The organism is Pyxidicoccus sp. M6, from assembly GCF_055568925.1.
Genome location: NZ_CM145714.1, coordinates 4797955 through 4815049, shown reverse-complemented (window position 1 = coordinate 4815049; position 17095 = coordinate 4797955). Strand labels below are relative to the sequence as shown.

At 69.2% G+C, this 17095-nt stretch carries 17 protein-coding genes and 1 pseudogene; 4 read left to right on the top strand and 14 right to left on the bottom strand.

The window, feature by feature from the left end; genetic code table 11:
• Window positions 1-11: 11 nt before the first annotated feature.
• The 4 genes from ACVTJA_RS19130 to ACVTJA_RS19115 all read right to left on the bottom strand — a co-directional run bounded on the left by ACVTJA_RS19130 (window position 12) and on the right by ACVTJA_RS19115 (window position 4338).
• Entirely contained in the window at window positions 12-773 is a 762-nt protein-coding gene (locus tag ACVTJA_RS19130; RefSeq protein WP_465838030.1) for an immunity 52 family protein, read from the bottom strand.
• A 13-nt stretch (window positions 774-786) separates the two neighbouring features.
• The gene (locus ACVTJA_RS19125) at window positions 787-2175 is read right to left on the bottom strand and encodes a Tox-REase-5 domain-containing protein (RefSeq protein WP_465838028.1); all 1389 of its coding nucleotides are present in this window, start codon (window positions 2173-2175) and stop codon (window positions 787-789) included.
• Between the two features lie 253 nt (window positions 2176-2428).
• Window positions 2429-3841 carry a hypothetical protein gene (locus ACVTJA_RS19120; RefSeq protein WP_465838026.1) on the bottom strand — a complete coding sequence of 471 codons (1413 nt, stop codon included), beginning with the start codon at window positions 3839-3841 and terminating at the stop codon, window positions 2429-2431.
• Between the two features lie 122 nt (window positions 3842-3963).
• Window positions 3964-4338, bottom strand: coding sequence for a hypothetical protein (locus ACVTJA_RS19115; RefSeq protein WP_465838024.1), 375 nt, complete (start codon window positions 4336-4338; stop codon window positions 3964-3966).
• Window positions 4339-4726: 388 nt separating this feature from the next.
• Here ACVTJA_RS19115 and ACVTJA_RS19110 point away from each other — a divergent pair, with 388 nt between their 5' ends.
• Window positions 4727-5167, top strand: coding sequence for a hypothetical protein (locus tag ACVTJA_RS19110; protein WP_465838022.1), 441 nt, complete (start codon window positions 4727-4729; stop codon window positions 5165-5167).
• Window positions 5168-5219: 52 nt separating this feature from the next.
• Here ACVTJA_RS19110 and ACVTJA_RS19105 read toward each other — a convergent pair whose 3' ends face one another.
• On the bottom strand, window positions 5220-5867 hold the full coding sequence (locus ACVTJA_RS19105) for a DUF4136 domain-containing protein (protein ID WP_465838021.1): 648 nt from the start codon (window positions 5865-5867) through the stop codon (window positions 5220-5222).
• Between the two features lie 227 nt (window positions 5868-6094).
• Here ACVTJA_RS19105 and ACVTJA_RS19100 point away from each other — a divergent pair, with 227 nt between their 5' ends.
• Complete coding sequence (locus tag ACVTJA_RS19100) at window positions 6095-7099, top strand: FG-GAP repeat domain-containing protein (RefSeq protein WP_465838019.1); 1005 nt, start codon at window positions 6095-6097, stop codon at window positions 7097-7099.
• Here the strand turns inward: ACVTJA_RS19100 and ACVTJA_RS19095 are convergent.
• From ACVTJA_RS19095 to ACVTJA_RS19080, 4 genes are read right to left on the bottom strand one after another with little or no spacing between them, the layout of a single operon-like run.
• Window positions 7084-8052 (bottom strand): STM4011 family radical SAM protein, encoded by a 969-nt coding sequence (locus tag ACVTJA_RS19095; protein WP_465838018.1) that lies wholly within the window; start codon window positions 8050-8052, stop codon window positions 7084-7086. The two genes, ACVTJA_RS19100 and ACVTJA_RS19095, sit on opposite strands and share 16 nt — an antisense overlap.
• The gene (locus ACVTJA_RS19090) at window positions 8049-9365 is read right to left on the bottom strand and encodes an STM4012 family radical SAM protein (protein ID WP_465838016.1); all 1317 of its coding nucleotides are present in this window, start codon (window positions 9363-9365) and stop codon (window positions 8049-8051) included. The genes ACVTJA_RS19095 and ACVTJA_RS19090 overlap by 4 nt, the downstream gene beginning before the upstream one ends.
• On the bottom strand, window positions 9362-10171 hold the full coding sequence (locus ACVTJA_RS19085; protein ID WP_465838014.1) for an STM4013/SEN3800 family hydrolase: 810 nt from the start codon (window positions 10169-10171) through the stop codon (window positions 9362-9364). Before ACVTJA_RS19085 ends, ACVTJA_RS19090 begins: the two co-directional genes overlap by 4 nt.
• Window positions 10162-10845 (bottom strand): HAD family hydrolase, encoded by a 684-nt coding sequence (locus tag ACVTJA_RS19080; protein WP_465838013.1) that lies wholly within the window; start codon window positions 10843-10845, stop codon window positions 10162-10164. Before ACVTJA_RS19080 ends, ACVTJA_RS19085 begins: the two co-directional genes overlap by 10 nt.
• Window positions 10846-11190: 345 nt before the next feature.
• Here ACVTJA_RS19080 and ACVTJA_RS19075 point away from each other — a divergent pair.
• Window positions 11191-11718 (top strand): annotated as a pseudogene (locus tag ACVTJA_RS19075) (DUF2381 family protein); the annotation flags it as partial.
• A gap of 32 nt (window positions 11719-11750) precedes the next feature.
• On the opposite strand, the gene ACVTJA_RS19070 reads toward ACVTJA_RS19075, so the two are convergent.
• Entirely contained in the window at window positions 11751-11999 is a 249-nt protein-coding gene (locus ACVTJA_RS19070; protein WP_465838011.1) for a putative signal transducing protein, read from the bottom strand.
• A gap of 81 nt (window positions 12000-12080) precedes the next feature.
• Window positions 12081-12977 carry an MBL fold metallo-hydrolase gene (locus ACVTJA_RS19065; RefSeq protein WP_465838010.1) on the bottom strand — a complete coding sequence of 299 codons (897 nt, stop codon included), beginning with the start codon at window positions 12975-12977 and terminating at the stop codon, window positions 12081-12083.
• 147 nt (window positions 12978-13124) lie between these two features.
• Between ACVTJA_RS19065 and ACVTJA_RS19060 the strand changes: the two genes are divergently transcribed.
• Entirely contained in the window at window positions 13125-14060 is a 936-nt protein-coding gene (locus tag ACVTJA_RS19060; RefSeq protein ID WP_465838009.1) for a LysR family transcriptional regulator, read from the top strand.
• A gap of 329 nt (window positions 14061-14389) precedes the next feature.
• Here the strand turns inward: ACVTJA_RS19060 and ACVTJA_RS19055 are convergent, their stop codons facing one another.
• From ACVTJA_RS19055 to ACVTJA_RS19045, 3 genes are all read right to left on the bottom strand, one after another.
• On the bottom strand, window positions 14390-15544 hold the full coding sequence (locus tag ACVTJA_RS19055; RefSeq protein WP_465838007.1) for an LOG family protein: 1155 nt from the start codon (window positions 15542-15544) through the stop codon (window positions 14390-14392).
• A 61-nt stretch (window positions 15545-15605) separates the two neighbouring features.
• Window positions 15606-16001, bottom strand: coding sequence for a hypothetical protein (locus tag ACVTJA_RS19050; RefSeq protein ID WP_465838006.1), 396 nt, complete (start codon window positions 15999-16001; stop codon window positions 15606-15608).
• A 101-nt stretch (window positions 16002-16102) separates the two neighbouring features.
• Window positions 16103-17065 (bottom strand): L,D-transpeptidase family protein, encoded by a 963-nt coding sequence (locus tag ACVTJA_RS19045; RefSeq protein WP_465838005.1) that lies wholly within the window; start codon window positions 17063-17065, stop codon window positions 16103-16105.
• Window positions 17066-17095: the final 30 nt, after the last annotated feature.

Below are 17095 nucleotides of genomic sequence, written 5' to 3'. Positions count from 1 at the left end.
GCCGTTGTCGGTCAGGGCGCAACTGGCTGCATGAGGCCGGCCCTGGACAGCAGCTCGCGCACGCGCCGCGCCAGCGCCACATGCTCAGGGTTGGCCACCGTGAAGCGTTCCGGGGTCAGGACGATGAGCGTGCCCTTGTCCTCCACCGGCTCGATGCGAACGGGAGCAGGAAGCGGCGGTGCCCTACCCTGCTGACGCGCAAGGTACGTCACCCAGCCAAGCCACACGTCGGCCTCGCCGTCCTTGTCGTCCAGCTCCCGATGCGTGCGGGAAATGGCCACCGCCCAATCAGGCTCCCAGGCCAGCGCCATGCTGCGCACCACCTCGGATAGCACGGATGCCGTGAGTATTCGCTCCGCGTTCTCCCCCTTGGAGGGTAGCGACAGGACGCACGCATTGGCGGCGCTGAATTCGGCGTAGCTCCCGCAGTGCATTCTCACAGAGACGAAGTCTGGGCCAGCGCCGTCGTTGTATGCCGAGACGGTCAAACCCAAATCTTCAATGGGGGGCCCGCCGGACTCTCGGTTGACGCCGCGCCGGAACGCCTCCGTCAAGGTGGGGAGGTCAGGGGGCATGAGGGGGATTTTCCGTCCCTTGCCTCGCGGCTTGGGAATCTTGTTCCAGTGCGCCAGCAGGGGGTCACACGCGGCCAGCATGTTGAGGAAGGTCACTGCTCGTCGGGCGCACTCCTCTGGGGATTCCCGTCTCGGCCCCCAGTAGGCACCAGCGTAGTAGGTCTCAGGGTAGGTCTTGGGCGCGGATTGAACGGTCATTGCTGCGCTCTTTTTAGGGTACCAGGGGACGTGCCGGGGTGTGGATGACGGTGATCTCCTTGATCCTGTTCTCCTTGAGCAGCGCCAGGATCGCATTGGCAGCATGCTCCTCGGCAACATGCCACTCGATGCGAATGCCCATGCCCTGAACAATCTTGCGCTGCCGTTCGGCTTGGTCGATGAGGTCCTGGGCTTTGCCGGATCTTTCGTACCAGTATTTGGGGTCAAGGCCGTCCTCGAAGAACTCAGCGTAGCCGGGCCCCTTTGCCTCCAGTAGCACTCCGTCCTTGTAGCCATCGAACTTCACGCCACCGCTGTTCCTGCCCACGCCCCCCACCCAGTAGGCGTCATCGTAGGGGTGTCCTGAGATCTGCTCCTGGTACGCCCGAGCACGAGGGGACGCGCCCTTTTCTCCGGACGGAGCCCACTGTCCTGGACCACGCCCACCGGAGGGTGATGACTGTCCCGCTGCCGTGTTGGCCCGGTGGAGGATGATAGCTGCCCCAGGTCCACCGCCAAGACCGGCCACCGCCCTTCCCACCGGCACCGTGACGCGCTCAATCGCCAGTGCTCCCTGTGCAGACAGCGACAGCACCGGCACGGTCGCCTCGGCACCCGCCAGCGCCCCCGTAATCGTGCGCGTGGTGGCCGTAGCAGTGCCCGTCGTCACGAGGAGGTTCGTCACCAACTCCGCAATGGCCTGCACCTGCTCGCCTCGCGTCATGTACCGGAAGCGCTCGAAGTATTCGGGGGACGACTCGATGAGCGCCGCCACTCCAGCGGGCAGGTTCTTGAGCGAGGCGATGCTGTCCAGCGGGTAGGTGAAGAAGTGGCCGATGGAGAGCGCCAGCTTCACGAACGCCGCCTCGGCTCCGTCCAGAGTGCGGCTGACGTAGTCCGCGTCATCGTGGACCTCCGTCATCACCTGGCCGTTGCGAATCGGCACTATCCGCTCATCCGCGAGATGGAAGAGGAAGCCATCGCTCACGTAGAAGCGGCCCAGCTCGAATTGGTGGGAGCGGAAGGCTCCATCGCGCCATTCGACGGGCGCCACCCGCTGCTGCGTCTTCCCACTCCGCACCCACGCGAGGCAACCATCGGGCCGGAGCACCGCCACGTCCGCGAAGCGCTCCACCCGGCGCACCAGCTCTTCGCGTGAAGCCTCTCCCGTCTCCAGCACCTCGCGCAGCATGAGGCCCACGCCCATGCGGGCCGGGAAGTTGCCCAGCGTCACCGGCTTGCGCAGCAACGCCCCCATCAGCCGCGCCGCCTGCGTGGGCGACAGCGAGCGTCCCGGCAAGGGCCGCTCGTCCCGGTCTTCCATACCCGCGTCGGTGAGCAGCTTCTCCCAGGCATCCGTTTGCGACGTGCCGCGAGCGACGCCCCCGGCGGCAGGCGCCACGCTGCCCGAGCCCGCTCCCGTCACGTCATTCCGTGGCTCGACACGACGGAGCAGCCGCCGCTCCAGCACTCCAGGCCCAGCCACGACCAGCGAAGCGGAAACCGGGGCTCTCGGAGGCTCCTCGCCGGGCGGTTGCGTCAATATGGGGCTCGTGGCACCGCGCGGCATGTAGCGCAGGCTTCCGCTTCGGTTCGGTGCTCGCGACAGTGACGCGCAGCCGGTGGACAGCAGAGCCACACACAGCAGCAGAGTGTCAGCGCGCATTGTCCACCCCCAGGCCCACGGAGGCGAAGGCCCCAGGCCGCAGCGTCCCGTCACCTTCTGGGAACAGCAGCGTCCCTCCCGTGCCCATGGCGTAGAGCTGCCCCTTGAGGAATCGCCACCGCACTTCCGCCGCTCCCAGGTAGCGCGCCCCAGGTTTCCCCATGCCCGCGCCCAGCCCCTTCAACGCAAGTTCAAGGCTGCGCTCCATGAGCTGCACCGCGACGCGCCCGTCCATGTCGAAGCGGCCCCAGGAGAAGGCTTCGGCGCCCAGCGACAGCTTCAGGTGCCGTTGCAGTCCGCCGTAGCTGGCAGCATCCCAGCCCACGTTCAGCTCGCCATGAGCGGAGTAGCCGTCGGGGAATGGGGCTTCCGCCACCGGCACGCCATCAGGGCCCACCGCCCGGAAGCGCGCCAGCTCGTAGTCGGGGCCGAAGAAACCCTGCCGGAAGCCGCCATGCTGCCGCCGCCCTTCCAGTCGCAGCTTCATGTCCAACGTGGACGTCAGCACGTCGAGGCCGACGCCCATCACCGCGCCCCACGCGTCGCCCTCCCCGGGCCTTCCTCCCCAGCCTGCAATCACGTGCGCCTCATACGTCGGACGCACCAGCACAATGGCGGTCGCGTCCAGGTGCGCCAGCGTCACCGAGGGCGCGCGTCCTCCGGCACGCCCCCAGTCATGCACCGCCGACAGCGCCAGCGTGTAGCGGCCCGGCTCGCGCGGCTGGCCAAAGAGGACGTGCTGCATGTCCAGGGAGAACTCCGCACCCATGAGACGCGCGCCCAGCACATCCGACGCGAAGGCGTGTGCATAGAGTGGCCCAAGCGTGCCGGTGAGAAAGCCGCCTGCCGGGTGGTAGTCGGGATTGGCACGGCTGGAGTAGCGCCGCACGAGGTGGCCGGACAGGAGGGTGTAGTCCTCCAGCGCGCCGAACCACACGGCCAGCGGCGAGAAGTCCGAGCCGAGTTTGAGGCCGCGCACCAGCTGTCCCCAGTCGGAGAGGCTGTCCCAGTCTTCACGCCGCACGATGCCCGCGCCTTCCCTGCCTCCCCACAGCCGCAGCCGCATCGGGGCGCCCACGTTGACGCCGAACTCCTCTCCGCCGTCGATGATGAGCGTGGGCTCCACCTGCACGAAGCCCTCGTCAGTCCCCGCGCCCGCACGCGGCAGCAATGTCCAACTCGTAGCCTCCAGGCGCGTCAGGTAGTGCCACCTCTTCGCCGAGGGCATTGAGCCGGACGCGGACGCCTCCGTCTCGGACGCGGACAGCGCTTCTTCCGGAGGCACAGCTGGCGGGCCTTCCTCTTGCTCCGGTGACACGGAAGGCGCTTCGCTCTGCTGCGCCCACGCGACGCACGGCAAGAGCAACAGCAAGGCAACGGCCCAACTTCGCTTCACGCGCATACACGTCTCCTGTGAATGCCCCAGGCGGGGACGAAACGACACACGTCTGACGTCCAGTTCGGCGAGGCCGGGCCGGGCCGGTGTTGCTCAGCAGCGATGAGGGAAAGGGATTGCCGTCGGCGTCAAGCCGTCGGCTGCTTCTTCAACGCCCGGCGCGGGCCCGTACCTGGCTCCGTCGGCACTTCATCCGGGCTGCTCGGCACGGCGGCTGCCCGTGGGCGGCCTCGCGGCGGCGCTGTCTCAGTGGAGGATTCGTCCGCACCAGCGCCGGCTGCGGGCGGGGTGATGCCACCCTCGTCCTCGGGCACCACGAAGTCCCAGAGGCTGTCCTCCGCCTCCGCGAGCGCCTGCTGGACTTCCTTCACCACGTCTTCGCCCGAGTACGGCCCCAACTGGGCCAGTCGCGCACGCACGACGGCTTCCAGCTCCGCGGCCCTTGCGAGACGCTCCGAGGGCTTGCGCTGGAGCAGCGTGTGGATGATGTCGCGCAGCGGCATGGGCAACCCTTCCGCCGCGTGCTCCACATCCCCCGAGAGGTAGGCGATGGCACACGGTGAGAGTCAACGTAGATGACGCGTGAAAGGATTAAATCGTGTGCTTCAACTCCCGCACTGCCTTGATGGGGTGCGGTGAGGACCCGGGCCGGGGCACGGCGAACACTTACGCTTCTGCGCCGGCCCGCAGTGCGGCGCATGGGCTCCCCGTCAGCATCCCTCACCTCCCCCTCTGCTCCCGCCCGCAACGCCCGATAGGACTCCTGTCCTTCCCATTCGCCTTTCGTTCCGGTTGGGGCGGGCGTGGCTCGGCTGTCGCTGCGGGCGAGCAGACCGCGGCCGGCCGCCGGCTGGCTGCCGAACAACGCGCGCCGTGCCGTACTATCGTCGCATGACGACGCGGCGCACGCTCACCGACCTGATGGACGAGGTATCCGGCCGCAACCGCGACTGGTCATCGCAGCAGGACCTCGGTTTCGATCGCGCGACGGTCGCGGCCGCCTGGCTAGCGAGCGACGATCCGCGAGCGATGCTGCTCCTGCTCGCCGCGCTGCATCCCCGACACGACGAGGAGAAGTGCCTCGAGCTGGCGACCCAGATGTCGTTCTTCGAGCCCATGCGGGTCGCGGCACACACGATGAGTCGCCTCCGCGGCGGCGGCATGCCCTTCGATGGTCAGAGTCCGTTCTACTTCATTCGGCTCTCCCAGCGGCTGCGCGCCGCCTTGCAGTGGGTCGAGGACACCGAGCGGTCGCGGCTCGAGCCCAAGCTCGCCGCGGCGATCCGCGTCGCCGTCCACGATCCGTTCACGCTCGGCGGGCCCGCCGCATAGGACCCGGGGATGAACAAGTCGCTCGCCGACCTGCCATGTCCCCAGCGGACCGTCAGTCCTTCGGAGTTTCGGGAGGGAACTCCGCGAGGAGCTTGGGGACGGCCTTGCCCAGCCACTCCTGTATCTCCGCGTTGCTGGCCCCGGGCGACAGCTCCCCCTGGGCCGTGCCCCGCCACACGAGCTTCTGCGCGCGGGCATCCGTGATGTCGATGTCGAGCACGCCCTTGGAGAACTCCTGCTTGATGGGCTTGGACTGCATGCTCGGGTAGGGGTCCTGGTACGGGCCCTGGTAGGGCGCCCTCGGAGGGTTCGGGTCCATACCCGGCACGAGGATGCCCTGGAAGTTGATGGAGCTGCCCCACCTGATGAGGAGGTCCGGCGTTGCGCCCGCCTCCACGCGCTGGTAGCCGCGAGACGCGAGATAGGCGTCCACGGACTTCTCGACGCTCGTGTCCGCGGCGCCCTCCGGGGCGGCCTGCCCCGCGGGCTTCGCATGGGGCAGCCAGGCATAGGTGCGATAGCCGCTCGCGGCCTTCATGGCGTTACCGTCGTACTGGGTGCTCACGTCGATGCCCGCGCAGGCGGTGAAGACGAGGGCCAGGAGCGGAACAAGGCGTCGGGTCGGCATCCACATGGGCATCTCGGTCATCCCCTTGGGCTTCAGCCCTCCCTCGCCGCGGGCGAGGATGAGCGCCAGCATTGCACGCCTCTCGGGGGAGAGGTCCTTCGCGAACGCTGGGTGCGTCCCCGGGCCGGTGCGTGCTTCGATTCACCAAGGCCCGCCAGTGCGGCGACTCCTTCGACTGCCGCGCCCACGACTGCCTCCACGTGGGCATCGAGAGGTGCTCCGAGAAATTCACGGCGGCAAATGCAAAGAAATGCATCTGCAACCGGCTCGACGGAAACACCCACGCAGGAGGAGCACCCATGTCCGTCCCCATGAAGCTGTACGTTTCCGCCACGGCCGCCATGTTGCTGGCGGGTTGTGGCACGGAGCTCGACACCCCGGCCACGGCGGAGGAGCTGGGTACGCAAGAGGCCGCCACGGCGCAGTGCGGAGGCGGCTTCTCGAACCGGCCCGCGCAGGACTTCGACGGTGACGGCGTCTCGGACATCGCCGTGTACAACCGGCCGCTGGGCCTCTGGAAGATTCGCACCGCCGCGGGCGTGCAGACGCAGGTGGCGCTGGGTGACAGCAACTCGCGCCTCGTCCCGGCGGACTATGACGGCGACGGCACCACCAACCTCGCCGTGTGGGACCCGGCCACGGGCCGCTGGAGCATCCGCAACGCCGACAAGACTGTCACCACGGCGTACCTCGGACAGCAGGGGGATGTGCCCTTCCCCGCCGACTACGACGGCAACGGGGTGGCGGACCTGGCCGTGTGGCGGCCGTCGGACGGCTCGTGGCGCATCCGCTACGGCTGCACCGGCATCGACGCTCCCGTGACGCAATGGGGCATGTATGGCGACCTGCCCGTGCCCGCCGACTACGACGGCGACGGCAAGGCGGACCTGGCCGTGTGGCGGCCCTCCAACGCCACCTGGTACGTCCTCTACTCCAACGGCGCGCCCGCGCTGATCCACACCTTCGGCCTCTCCGGCGACGTCCCCGTCCCCGCCGGCTACGACGAGGACGGCAAGGCGAACATCGCCGTCTGGCGGCCGTCGGATGGCACCTGGTACATCCGCACGCCGGACCTGAGCGGCTTCACTGGTGGGCCCTTCGGCCTGGCCGGAGACATCACCGTCCCCGCGGACTACGACGGCGACGGCAAGGCGGACCTGTCCGTCTGGCGGCCCTACGTCGACCCGAACCCCAGCTCCAGCGTCTGGTACTACCGGCGCAGTTCGGACGGCACCGCCGGCTCCGTGGCCTGGGGCTTCGGCCCCGGCGGAGACATCGCGGTGAAGGTCTACTCCACGCCCTGAGCCGCATTCACAACCGGGGCTACGGCCCCGGCGGGGGACATTGTGGTGAAGCGCTGCTCCACACCCGGAGCCGCTTTCAGGCCCGCGACGTCGCGCCACAACGGCGTCGCGGGCACGCGCTCCAGGATGCCGGAGCCGAACACGCGGTCCAGCTCCAGGTACTCCAGGTGCACGTAGCCGATGTGGCACCCGCACACCGCCTTCGTGCACGGACGCGGCTTCAAGGCCGCGTCGAAGTCCGGCGCGTAGAGGTTGCCGATGGGCTCGTCGATGAAGTGACACCGGCGCGCGGTGCCCTCGCCGTCCACGGAGATGACGGACTCGCCGCCGCGGCACGCGCGGCCCAGGCTGGGGTGGCGCGTGTTGTTGATGGGGAAGAGCGGGTCCACGCGCGTGAAGCGGGCGAGGTCCTCGGGCGTGTACGGCTCCTCCTGCCCGTCCTTCACCGCGTTGACCCAGAGGTACGTGTCCGCGGGCAGCTCGCTCCGCAGGGCCTCTGCTTCTTCCGCGAAGCGCACGAAGCCCACCATGCCGGCGCTGTGCCGCACGCCAAACGCGGACAGCTTCTCGCACTGGGCCACGAAGCGGCGGCGCTTCATCCACTCGGGGTGGTACGTCGCCCAGATGCCCAGCTTCTCCACCTTGCAGCGCTCCACCCAGTCCAGCGTGCAGGAGAGGTTCGTCTGCACCGCGGCCTTGTCCACGTGCTCCAGGTGCGTCAGCCGCGCGAGCGCCTCCTGGTACCACGGCCAGATGAGCGCCTCGCCCCACGGCGTGAAGAAGACGGAGATGCGCAGGTCCGTGCGTGACTCCACCCACGCCATGAAGCGCGCCAGGTCCTCACGGTCCTTGGCGAGCTCCTCCTCGCTCTGCTTCCACTTGCCGAAGGGGCAGTACTCGCAGCCGAAGTTGCAGCCGGACAGCGGGCCCCGGTAGAGCACGGTGAGCTTCATCGCCAGGCGTACTCCTTCATCATGTCCTGCACCCGCTCCGAGTGCAGCCACGGGCCAATCAGGTCCGAGCGCTCCACGCCCGCGTCGGAGAGCTTCAGCACACCGTCCACCCGCCTGCCCAGCCCGCGCGCCTCCAGCTCCAGCAGCTCGGGGAAGTCCGCCAGCACGTCGGTGCAGAAGCGCTGCCGGTACGCCTCCAGGTCCACGCCGTCCGCCAGCAGCGACAGCAGCATGTACCGCCGCCGCCGCTCGTCGGAGTCCAGCCGGAAGCCGTAGCCCACCTCGCCGAAGGACGCCTCGGTGCGCTCGCTGTACGCGGCGATGATGGAGCGCACCTCGCGCGAGCCCACCGCGTACTCGGACGAGTAGTGCACGCTGCCGGTGTACGAGCGAGCCCCGACTCCCAGCCCCACCATGCCGTCCTCCTGGCAGCGGTACACGGGGCCGCCGAGGTCCGGCGCGTGCTTCGCGCGGAACATGCGCATGGAGACCTGCGTGTAGCCCTGGGACAGGAGGAAGTCGCGGCCGGCGCGGTAGAGCGCCAGGCGCAGGTCATCCCACGCGCGAGCCTTCTTGCCGAGGAACGTGAGCGGCCGCACGTAGAGCGGATAGAGGTACAGCTCTTCGGGGTTGAAGCGGAGGGCGGCGCGAATCGAGTAGAGGAAGCTCTCCACCGTCTGCCCCTCCATCCCGTAGATGAGGTCGATGTTGAGCGTGGGGAAGCCCACGGAGCGGATGAGGTCCAGCGCGGCCTCCACCTGCGCCGTCTGCTGGGGCCGCTTCACCGCGGCCACCTCCGCTTCGAGGAAGCTCTGCACGCCGATGCTCACCCGGTCCGTGCCGCGCGAGCGCAGCGCTCGCAGCTTCTCCGCGTCCACCGTCTCCGGCGACACCTCCACGCCCACGGGGATGGCCTTCAAGTCCGCGCCCAGGACACCTTCCATGAGGTCGAACACGCCGTGCAGGCCGGCCACGTCGAGCAGCGTGGGCGTTCCGCCGCCGATGGCCGCGCGCGCGAAGGAGGCCGGGCCCAGGGCCTGCTTCACCCGACGCGTCTCACGGCCGAGCGCGGCGAGGTAGCCGTCCACCACGTCCTGCTTCGGGCCGGCGGCGGTGAAGAGGTTGCAGAAGCCGCAGCGCATCTCACAGAAGGGCACGTGGACGTAGAGGAACAGCGCGTCGCGCCGCTCCTCCGCCCAGACGGACTCCAGGGGGAGCGCGGGGGTGAAGGGCCGGTAGGCCGTCTTGTGGGGGTAACCGTAGAGGTACGCCACGTAGGGCGACTCCCCCAGCATCTGCTCCAGGCGCGTCATGGTGCGGTGTCTCGATTCAGCGAAAACTCGGCGTAGGGCACCGTCCAGACGACGGGGTGGCCCAGGCGATGACCGGTATAGCCGTCCTCGCCATAGGCCGTCCCGTGGTCCGAGCAGACGATGCAGAAGGCAGGCCCCCGGCGTCGCAGGGCGGCGAAGAGGGGCGGAAGCTGGCGGTCCACGTACTCCAGCGCCGCGGCGTGCGAGGCCCGGGAGTCCTCGGTGGCTCCGGGCAGGTAGTGCCGGTTGGGCTGGTGCAGCGCGGACACGTTGATGAACAGGAAGACGCGCTGCTCGCGGGGCAGTGCGTCCAGGCGGCTCACCGCGAGGGCCACCTGGTGCTCGGTGGAGCGCGGGTCCGTCACGCCCAGCTCCCGGCTCCAGTGGCTCTCCGCGAAGAGGCCGGGCAGCACATTGCCCAGCGGGTTGCGCTTGTTGAAGAAGCCCACGCCGCCGATGCAGACCGTGTGGTAGCCGCGCCCGGCGAGGCCCGTGACGAGGTCCGGCGCGTCGAGCACGCACGTGCCCGTGGCCGTCGTCTCGCTGCCCTCGAAGCGCATGGCGAACAGGCGCGGGTGGACGCCGGGCGCGGCGGGTGTGGGCAGGAAGCCCGCGAAGAAGGCGTGGTGCGCGGCGTAGGTGAAGCTGGCGGGCGAGTGGCGTTTCTCCCACCGGCCTCCGGGCATCAGCGCGGTGAGGTTGGGCGTGCGGCCCTGCGCGGCCAGCTCCTCCGCCACGTCGTAGCGGAGGGTGTCCAGCGTGAGGAAGAGCAGGTCATGGGAGCCGACCACGGTGTTCATGTCCATCGCGCGAGCACCTCCACGATGGGGGTCAGGTCGCCCACGATTCGCTCCACGGTGAAGGTGGGCGGCGGCAGTCCGTAGGGCCACGGCCGTCCGTGGGACACCCAGCACGTGGCCATGCCCAGGCGTGCGGCGCCGGCGATGTCGCGCTCCGGGTCGTCGCCCACGTGGAGCACGTCCTCGGGAGCCCGCTCCACGCGCGCGAGCGCCGCCTGGAAGATGCGCGCGTCCGGCTTCTCCGCGCCCACCTCCCCGGACAGGAAGACGTCGGGCAGCACGTCCCACAGGCGGGCGTAGCGCAGCTTCATGTGCTGCACCCGCGCCGAGCCGTTGGACACCACCGCCACCGGCCACCTCCGCTGCACCTGCTTCATCAGCGAGCAGACCGCCTCATCCGGCTTCACGAACATGGGGAGGTGCGTGGACATGTCCTGCCAGAGCGCATCGGGCGTCAGCCCCAGGGCCGGGAAGGTCTCCGTCACGCGCTTGCAGAAGACGGTGCGGTCCGTGGCACCGCGCCGGTCCAACGCGTGCACCTCGGCGATGGCGGCGGCACGGGTGGCATTGGGCAAGGCCTCCCTGTTCCGGGAGAAGAGGAGCTCGACGTAGCGGGCGAAGGCGTCCGCACGGTCGATGAGCGTGTCATCCAGGTCGAAGAAGACGGCCCGGGGCCGCATCCGAGCATTCCTCCCGAAGGGCCCCGAGGATATGCCGCCTCGCCCCCGTGGAACAGGGCTCGCGCCCTCCCCTGCCTGCTCGGTGGAGCGCTCCGCGAAGGACTCCCTCTCCACGTCCAGTAAACCCCCGCTCGTTGGCTGGCCGAGCCGGTCGTCGGTCAGGATTCTTCGTCAGGAAGAAGCGTCCGCCACAACTGCCTGCGAGCCGCTCCGGATTGCGAGTGTGCGCAGCGGGAGCGAGGAGCCCCTGGCCAGCTTGCGGACTTCGGCCACCTCCAAAGCCTCGGCCCCTCTTCCGGGCACTGCACTGCGACGTGCCCCGAGTGCGGCATCAGGTAGAGTGACGTGGGAGGTTGCCCCGAATTGCTCCAACTTCATGCGCTGGTCCTGGTGCTCGCCACCCTCTTGGCGGGAACGGTAACAGCGGAGCCGAATCCCGAGCGAGTACGCAAGGACCGCCGCGTCACCCTCTCCAAGGCGCCGACCGAGATTCGAGTGGCACCGGGTACGGTTACCACGCTGATTCTCGACCCGAACCTCGACCGGGACTCCGTGGAGTTGGACCGAACACTCTTCACCCTGGTGGACGTGGGCGAGCGGACCATCAACGTGGAGCCCGTCGCGGCGCTGAAGGGTGATGTAGTGCTGCGAGTTCGCTTCGCCGATGCGTCTCAGCCCGAGGCAAAGTTCACGCTGGTCTCTCATCCGTCCGAAGTAGACAGCCAGGTACGAGTGTTCCGCGATGCGCGGCCACCCGAGGCGATGCAGGCTCAGGTGGCCGAGCTGGAAGCGCGCCGTGCAGCCTGTGAGGCGGAGCTGGCCGCGCTGCGTGAACGCACCAAGGCCACGGGAGCTGCTGGCATGGCCCTCACGAATCGATTCGGAACAACGGGTGTCCGCGTTGCTCAGCTCAAGAAGTGGTCCGACACTGGCTCGGTGGGTCTGCGCACACGAAGCGTCCGTCTCGCGGCGACGAGCACATTGACCTCGATGTACCCGCCCATGATCGCGCCCAGCATGGCGCGGTGGTTCTCACCCTGGACGACGCACTCGATGCCGTGGGACTCCAGCAGCGCGCGCACCATGGCCGCCTCCGCCGAGTCACCACAGCCCTTGAGCACCACGAGGTCCGACGACGCTTCCGGCTGGCTCACGTTCCCCCTCCCATCAGGAGTCCCACTGTAGCCATGCCCCGTCGACGACTCCCAGCGACCCGGAGGGTGACGCGGGCCGCGCTACCGGGCGAGGTCGATGGCTTCACCCTCGCGCGGAAGCCGGAGTCCATCCCCCAGGCCCGCCTTCTCCGCCTGCTGCTCCAGCGCCCGTGCGGGCTCGCGGTAGTGGCTGAACGTGGAGTGGTGGATGGGGATGGTGCGTCGCGGGCGAAGCAGCGTGAGGAGCTCCAGCGCCTCGTCGGCGTCCATCGTCCGGAGCCCCAGCGGCCCATCTCCTCCCACGCCCCCCATGTGGGGCAGGAACAGGTCCACCGTGCCGAACTGCGCGGGGAGCTGGCGCAGCTCGTCGCTCAGCACAGCGTCGCCCGTCCAGTACACCACGTACGGAGAGGCACCCTCCCACGCGAGGACATAGCCATTCCCCTTCCCCAGCTCCGAGTCGAGCGCGGCGTCATGCGAGTGGTGCGCGGGCACGGCGGTGACTCGGACGCGCGAGGCGCCCGCCTCCAGCACCGTGGACTGTCCCCAGTCGAGCGCCCGCACGTTCGTGAAGCCCGCCTTCCGGACGTTGGCCTCCGAGGCGGGAGCGACGATGAGCAGCGTGTCCTTGGGGAGCAGCTCCTTGGCCCGCGCGTCGAAGTGGTCGGCGTGCCCGTGGCTGAGGAGGACGGCATCGAGCCGTCCCAGAGGCACCTCCGGCGGGTCCATGTAGCGGGCGATGTCCGCGTTGGGCGCGCCGGTGGAGGGATGCTTCGGGAGTACGAAGGCATGCGGCCCGCGAGGTCCCAGCATGGGGTCCGTCATCAGCCGTACGCCGCCGCGCTCCAGAAGAACGGTGGGCCCACCGAACCAGCGCAGGGTGCCTTCGCTGGAAGTGGGCGACCTGGGCGCCGAGCCAGCGCAGGCGGCGAGCAGTGAAACCATCGCGGCAACGATTCCGAACTTCCCGAGCGACATGACTGCCTTCCTTTCCAAGACTGTGACGGAGGAGGACATGCGCGCCCGGCCTGCCTGAAGCCAACGACATGCGCGTTGACCGGCCATGCATTTTCGCATGGGCTTGGGATGCGCCACGCATGGCCCGCCTTCGCGAGACTTCGAACGATGCTCGACTGGGATGACCTCCGCTTCTTCCTCGCCATTGCCCAGCACGGCAGCCTGTCGTCCGCCGCGCGCACGCTTCGGGTGACGCAGCCCACGGTGGGCCGTCGCCTGGACGCGCTGGAACGGAAGCTCGGCTCCCGGCTCTTCCAGCGGACGCCCTCGGGCTTCACCCTGACGGCCACCGGCGAGAGCATCCGCGCCCACGTCGAGCGCATGGAGCAGGACGCGCTCGCCGCCGAGCGCCAGGCCACCGGCCGCGACATCGGGCTCTCCGGCACCGTGCGCGTGAGCACCACGGAGTGGCTCGCGAGCCACGTGCTCGGGCCCATGCTCGTCCCGCTGACCGGGAAGCACCCCGCGCTGGGCATCGAGCTGCACGCGGACGTGCGCCGGGTGAGCCTGACGCAGCGGGAGGCGGACCTCGCGCTGCGCGTCGTGCCCTTCGAGCAGCAGGACATCATCCAGCGAAAGGTGGCTCGCGTGGCCTTCGGCCTCTACGCGTCGGAGGACTACCTCGCGAGGCACGGCGCGCCGGACTTCTCGCGCCAGTGCGAGGGCCACACGCTCGTCACCATGAGCGACGAGCTGGGCCCCATCGCCGACACCGCCTGGCTGCGCGAGCTCGCGGGCAGTGCGCGCATCGCCTTCCGGTTGAACAATCGTGACGTCCAGACGCGCGTGGCCCTGGCGGGCGCGGGGCTCGCGAGCCTGCCCCGGTGCCTCGGCGATGCGATGAATGGATTGCGCAGACTCACCACGCCCACGCCGCCTCCTACGAGGGACCTCTGGCTGGGCGTCCACCGGGACTTGCGCGCGACGCCCCGGGTCAAGGAGGTCGCGGACTTCATCGCCGCGGAGCTCCGGCGCCTGGGCCCCACGTTGAATCCGGAGGACGTGACGAAACCGTCACGCCGGGGCCGTGCATCGCGTGCGTGAAGGCTCGCCCCCTACCTCACACCGGACGCGACTCTCAGTGGGCCCCAGGAGGCATTCACATACGTCCGTGTGGGCCTGGGCGACTCGGGCCTGCTCGGAGACTGGGGCCGCTCGGAAGTCCAGCACGAGGGCGCCATCCAGAGGAGCGCACCCAGCACGACGCACGCTGCCCCCAGCCAGAACGGATTGGTGTGGGACATGGCACTCCTCCTCGGCCGATGGGGCCAGGAACGTCCCTCGCGGAACGGACCTGACTGCGGCGCATATCGGCACGCCCGGCGCGCGTGCATGTCCCGAAACACCCACCCGGGCAGAAAATGTCACCGACTTCAGGACGAGGCAGATGTCGAGCCCTGCACGGAGTCGTAATCCACCAGCGCCCGGATGACCTCCTCCCGCGAGTCCGTGAGCATGAGATAGCGCGCGTACTCCTGCCCCTGGGCGAGCTGCACGAGCAGCGGGTACACGGGGCGGGTGCGCGTCCAGAACTCGGTGCCGAGGAATATCATCGGGCTGATGACGCCCACGGAGTTGTAGTGGTTCTGGCACGCGTCCTGGAAGATTTCCTGGATGGTGCCGGCGCTGCCCGGCGCATAGACGATTCCGCCGCGCGCAATCGTGAGCAGGCCGTCCTCGCGCACGCTGTTGGCGAAGTACTTGGCGATGTACGTCGCGAACGGGTTGGGCGGCTCATGCCCGTAGTGCCACGTGGGGATGCCCAGGCTGTCGCAGTGGGGCCTGTCACCGTCGCGCAGCGGAAACGCGTTCCGCACCTCGAAGGCGCGCGCGAGCCACTCGCGGTCCGTGTAGCTCGGGGCCTTCGCGAGGATGGCGAGCCCCGCGTCGAGCTCCGCCTCGGTGCGCCGCGCGAACCACGCGCCGACGTGTGTGGCCTCCATGGCGCCGGGGCCACCGCCGCTGACCATGAAGAAGCCCCGCTGCGTCAGCTCGCGGGCCAGCGCCGCCACCGCACGGTAGTCCTCCTGGCCGCGCTTCATCGAGTGGCCGCCCATGATGGCCACCACCTTGCGCTTGCCGCCGCCAGCGTGGAGCACCTCCTCCATCGCATCCGTGACGGCATGGTCATGGAGCCGCTGGGCCAGCGTCTCCAACAGCGTGGGCGCGTTGCCCCGTCCATGCGCGGCCCAGTGCGAGTAGATGCGCGCGTCCGGCGTGTCGGAGTACGTCTCCGGGCGCACCGGGTCGAAGCCGGCGTACAGCTCCTCCGGCGAGTAGAGGCTGCTGCGATAGGGCTGGTATGGAAGCCCGGTGATGGGAGGGAACACCAGGGCCCCTCCCACGAGCGCCGCGCGCAGGGCGTCCTTCTCCAGCTCGCAGCCCAGGAAGACGGTGCCGCTCAGGTCGGCGGAGACGAGCTCGCGGGTGAAGCGCCGCAAGTCCAACCCCTGGATGACGACATGGGCGAGGCGGGCCCCCGAGCGCAGGTGTCGCTCGAAGGCCTCGACGGTTTCGAGTTCAATCACGCGCGGAAGGATTCCACGCCTGCCTCCCTGCGCGGTAGGGCTTCGTCAGGCCTTTGTCAGGCTACCATCCCCATTCGAGCTTCAGCGCCACGCGGCCCGAGCAGCCGCGCAGGGGCATGCGCGGACCGCCTCCCATCGCCATCTGGTGCTGGAGCGTCTGCCACTCCGAGAGGAAGGACTGTCGCGCGGCCAGGTGCTCACGCGAGACGGTCGGCATTCCCCCGGGCCGGGCCAGCGCCTCCGCGATGTGGGCCGCGCGTTCATGCAATTCGTTGGCGGCGCTGGCGAGCGGCTCGGCCCGCATCTCGAACGATTTTTTCTCGAAGCGCTCCTGGGCCGCGTGGCATTCCTCGACGCGTGCCAGGAACTGGCTCAGGGTCTCGACGGTCTCGTCCGAGAACGCGACACGGGCAAAGGTGTCCGGTTCGGTCGCCAGCTCGCTGAGGTCCTCGAGCAACCTCGCCAGTGAGCTCCAGCCAAGCCACACATGCTCCTCCGGGGGCTCGATGTGGAGGTGCACGACCCACTTCGATGGAATGTGCTGGGCGTCCATGGCGGCTAGAAGAGGACGACCATGGTCCCCTCGGGAACCTGGTCATACAACGAGGAGATGTCCGGCGTGTGCATCACCACGCAGCCCCAGGACAACCGGCCGCCGCTCTCCGCCAGCGTCCAATCCCCCGCCCACCCGTGCAGGCCGATTCCACTGCCCAGCCGCGTGGAGGCCTCCGTGTTCTTCCGCGCCGCCCAGTCCCGGGCAATCCGCTCGCGAGTCTTCGCGTCGATGAAGCCCGAGGCCACGCCACGGTCCGCGTCCCACGGATTGGGATAGTTCACCCGAATCCAGTGTCCGCCGTAGAAGGCCGAGTACGGCCCGGGGATGTCACCGCGCACCTTCTGCGTGACGAAGTACATGCCCTTCGGCGTGCGGTTGTCGCCGCGCACCTGCTTGGCCCCCGCCGCCTGGCCGAAGCCCACCTCCTTGCGCGCCAGCTCACGGCCACGCGCATAGAGCCGGAGCTGGAAGTCTTCGTGCGAGATGAGCAGCAGCGCGGGCTCCTCCGCCGGAAGCGGCAGCTTCTCCCTCGCATCGACGAAGCGCCGCGCCTCGGTCGCGGAGAGACGCCGGCCCGCGTGCAATGTCACCGAGGGCCGGACCTTCGCCCCCACGCGCCCCAGCGCCTGCCCACGCGTGACGAGCGCTCCCGGCTGGAGCACCACGCCATCCAACCCCGAGTACTCCGAGCGGGCGCGCAGCAGCGCATGGTTCTCGTAGTACAGGTGCTCCAGCACGACGGAGCGTCCCCCGTCGCCGACCTCCGCCACGCGGCCGTGCGCCAGCGCACGCACCTCGCTCCCCGCGCGAACAGCCTGGAGGTCGGGCATGGAGGCGAAGCCATCCGCTGGCGGATGGGGAGGACGCAGCCAGGCCTCGAATGCATCGGGAGCATCCGCCGCGAGCGCGACGGACGGAAGCCCCAGCACACCGGCCAGCATCACGAAGAGGAAGAGGAGAGGCACCGGGAGGTGGACACTCGTGCCTCGCCCGGG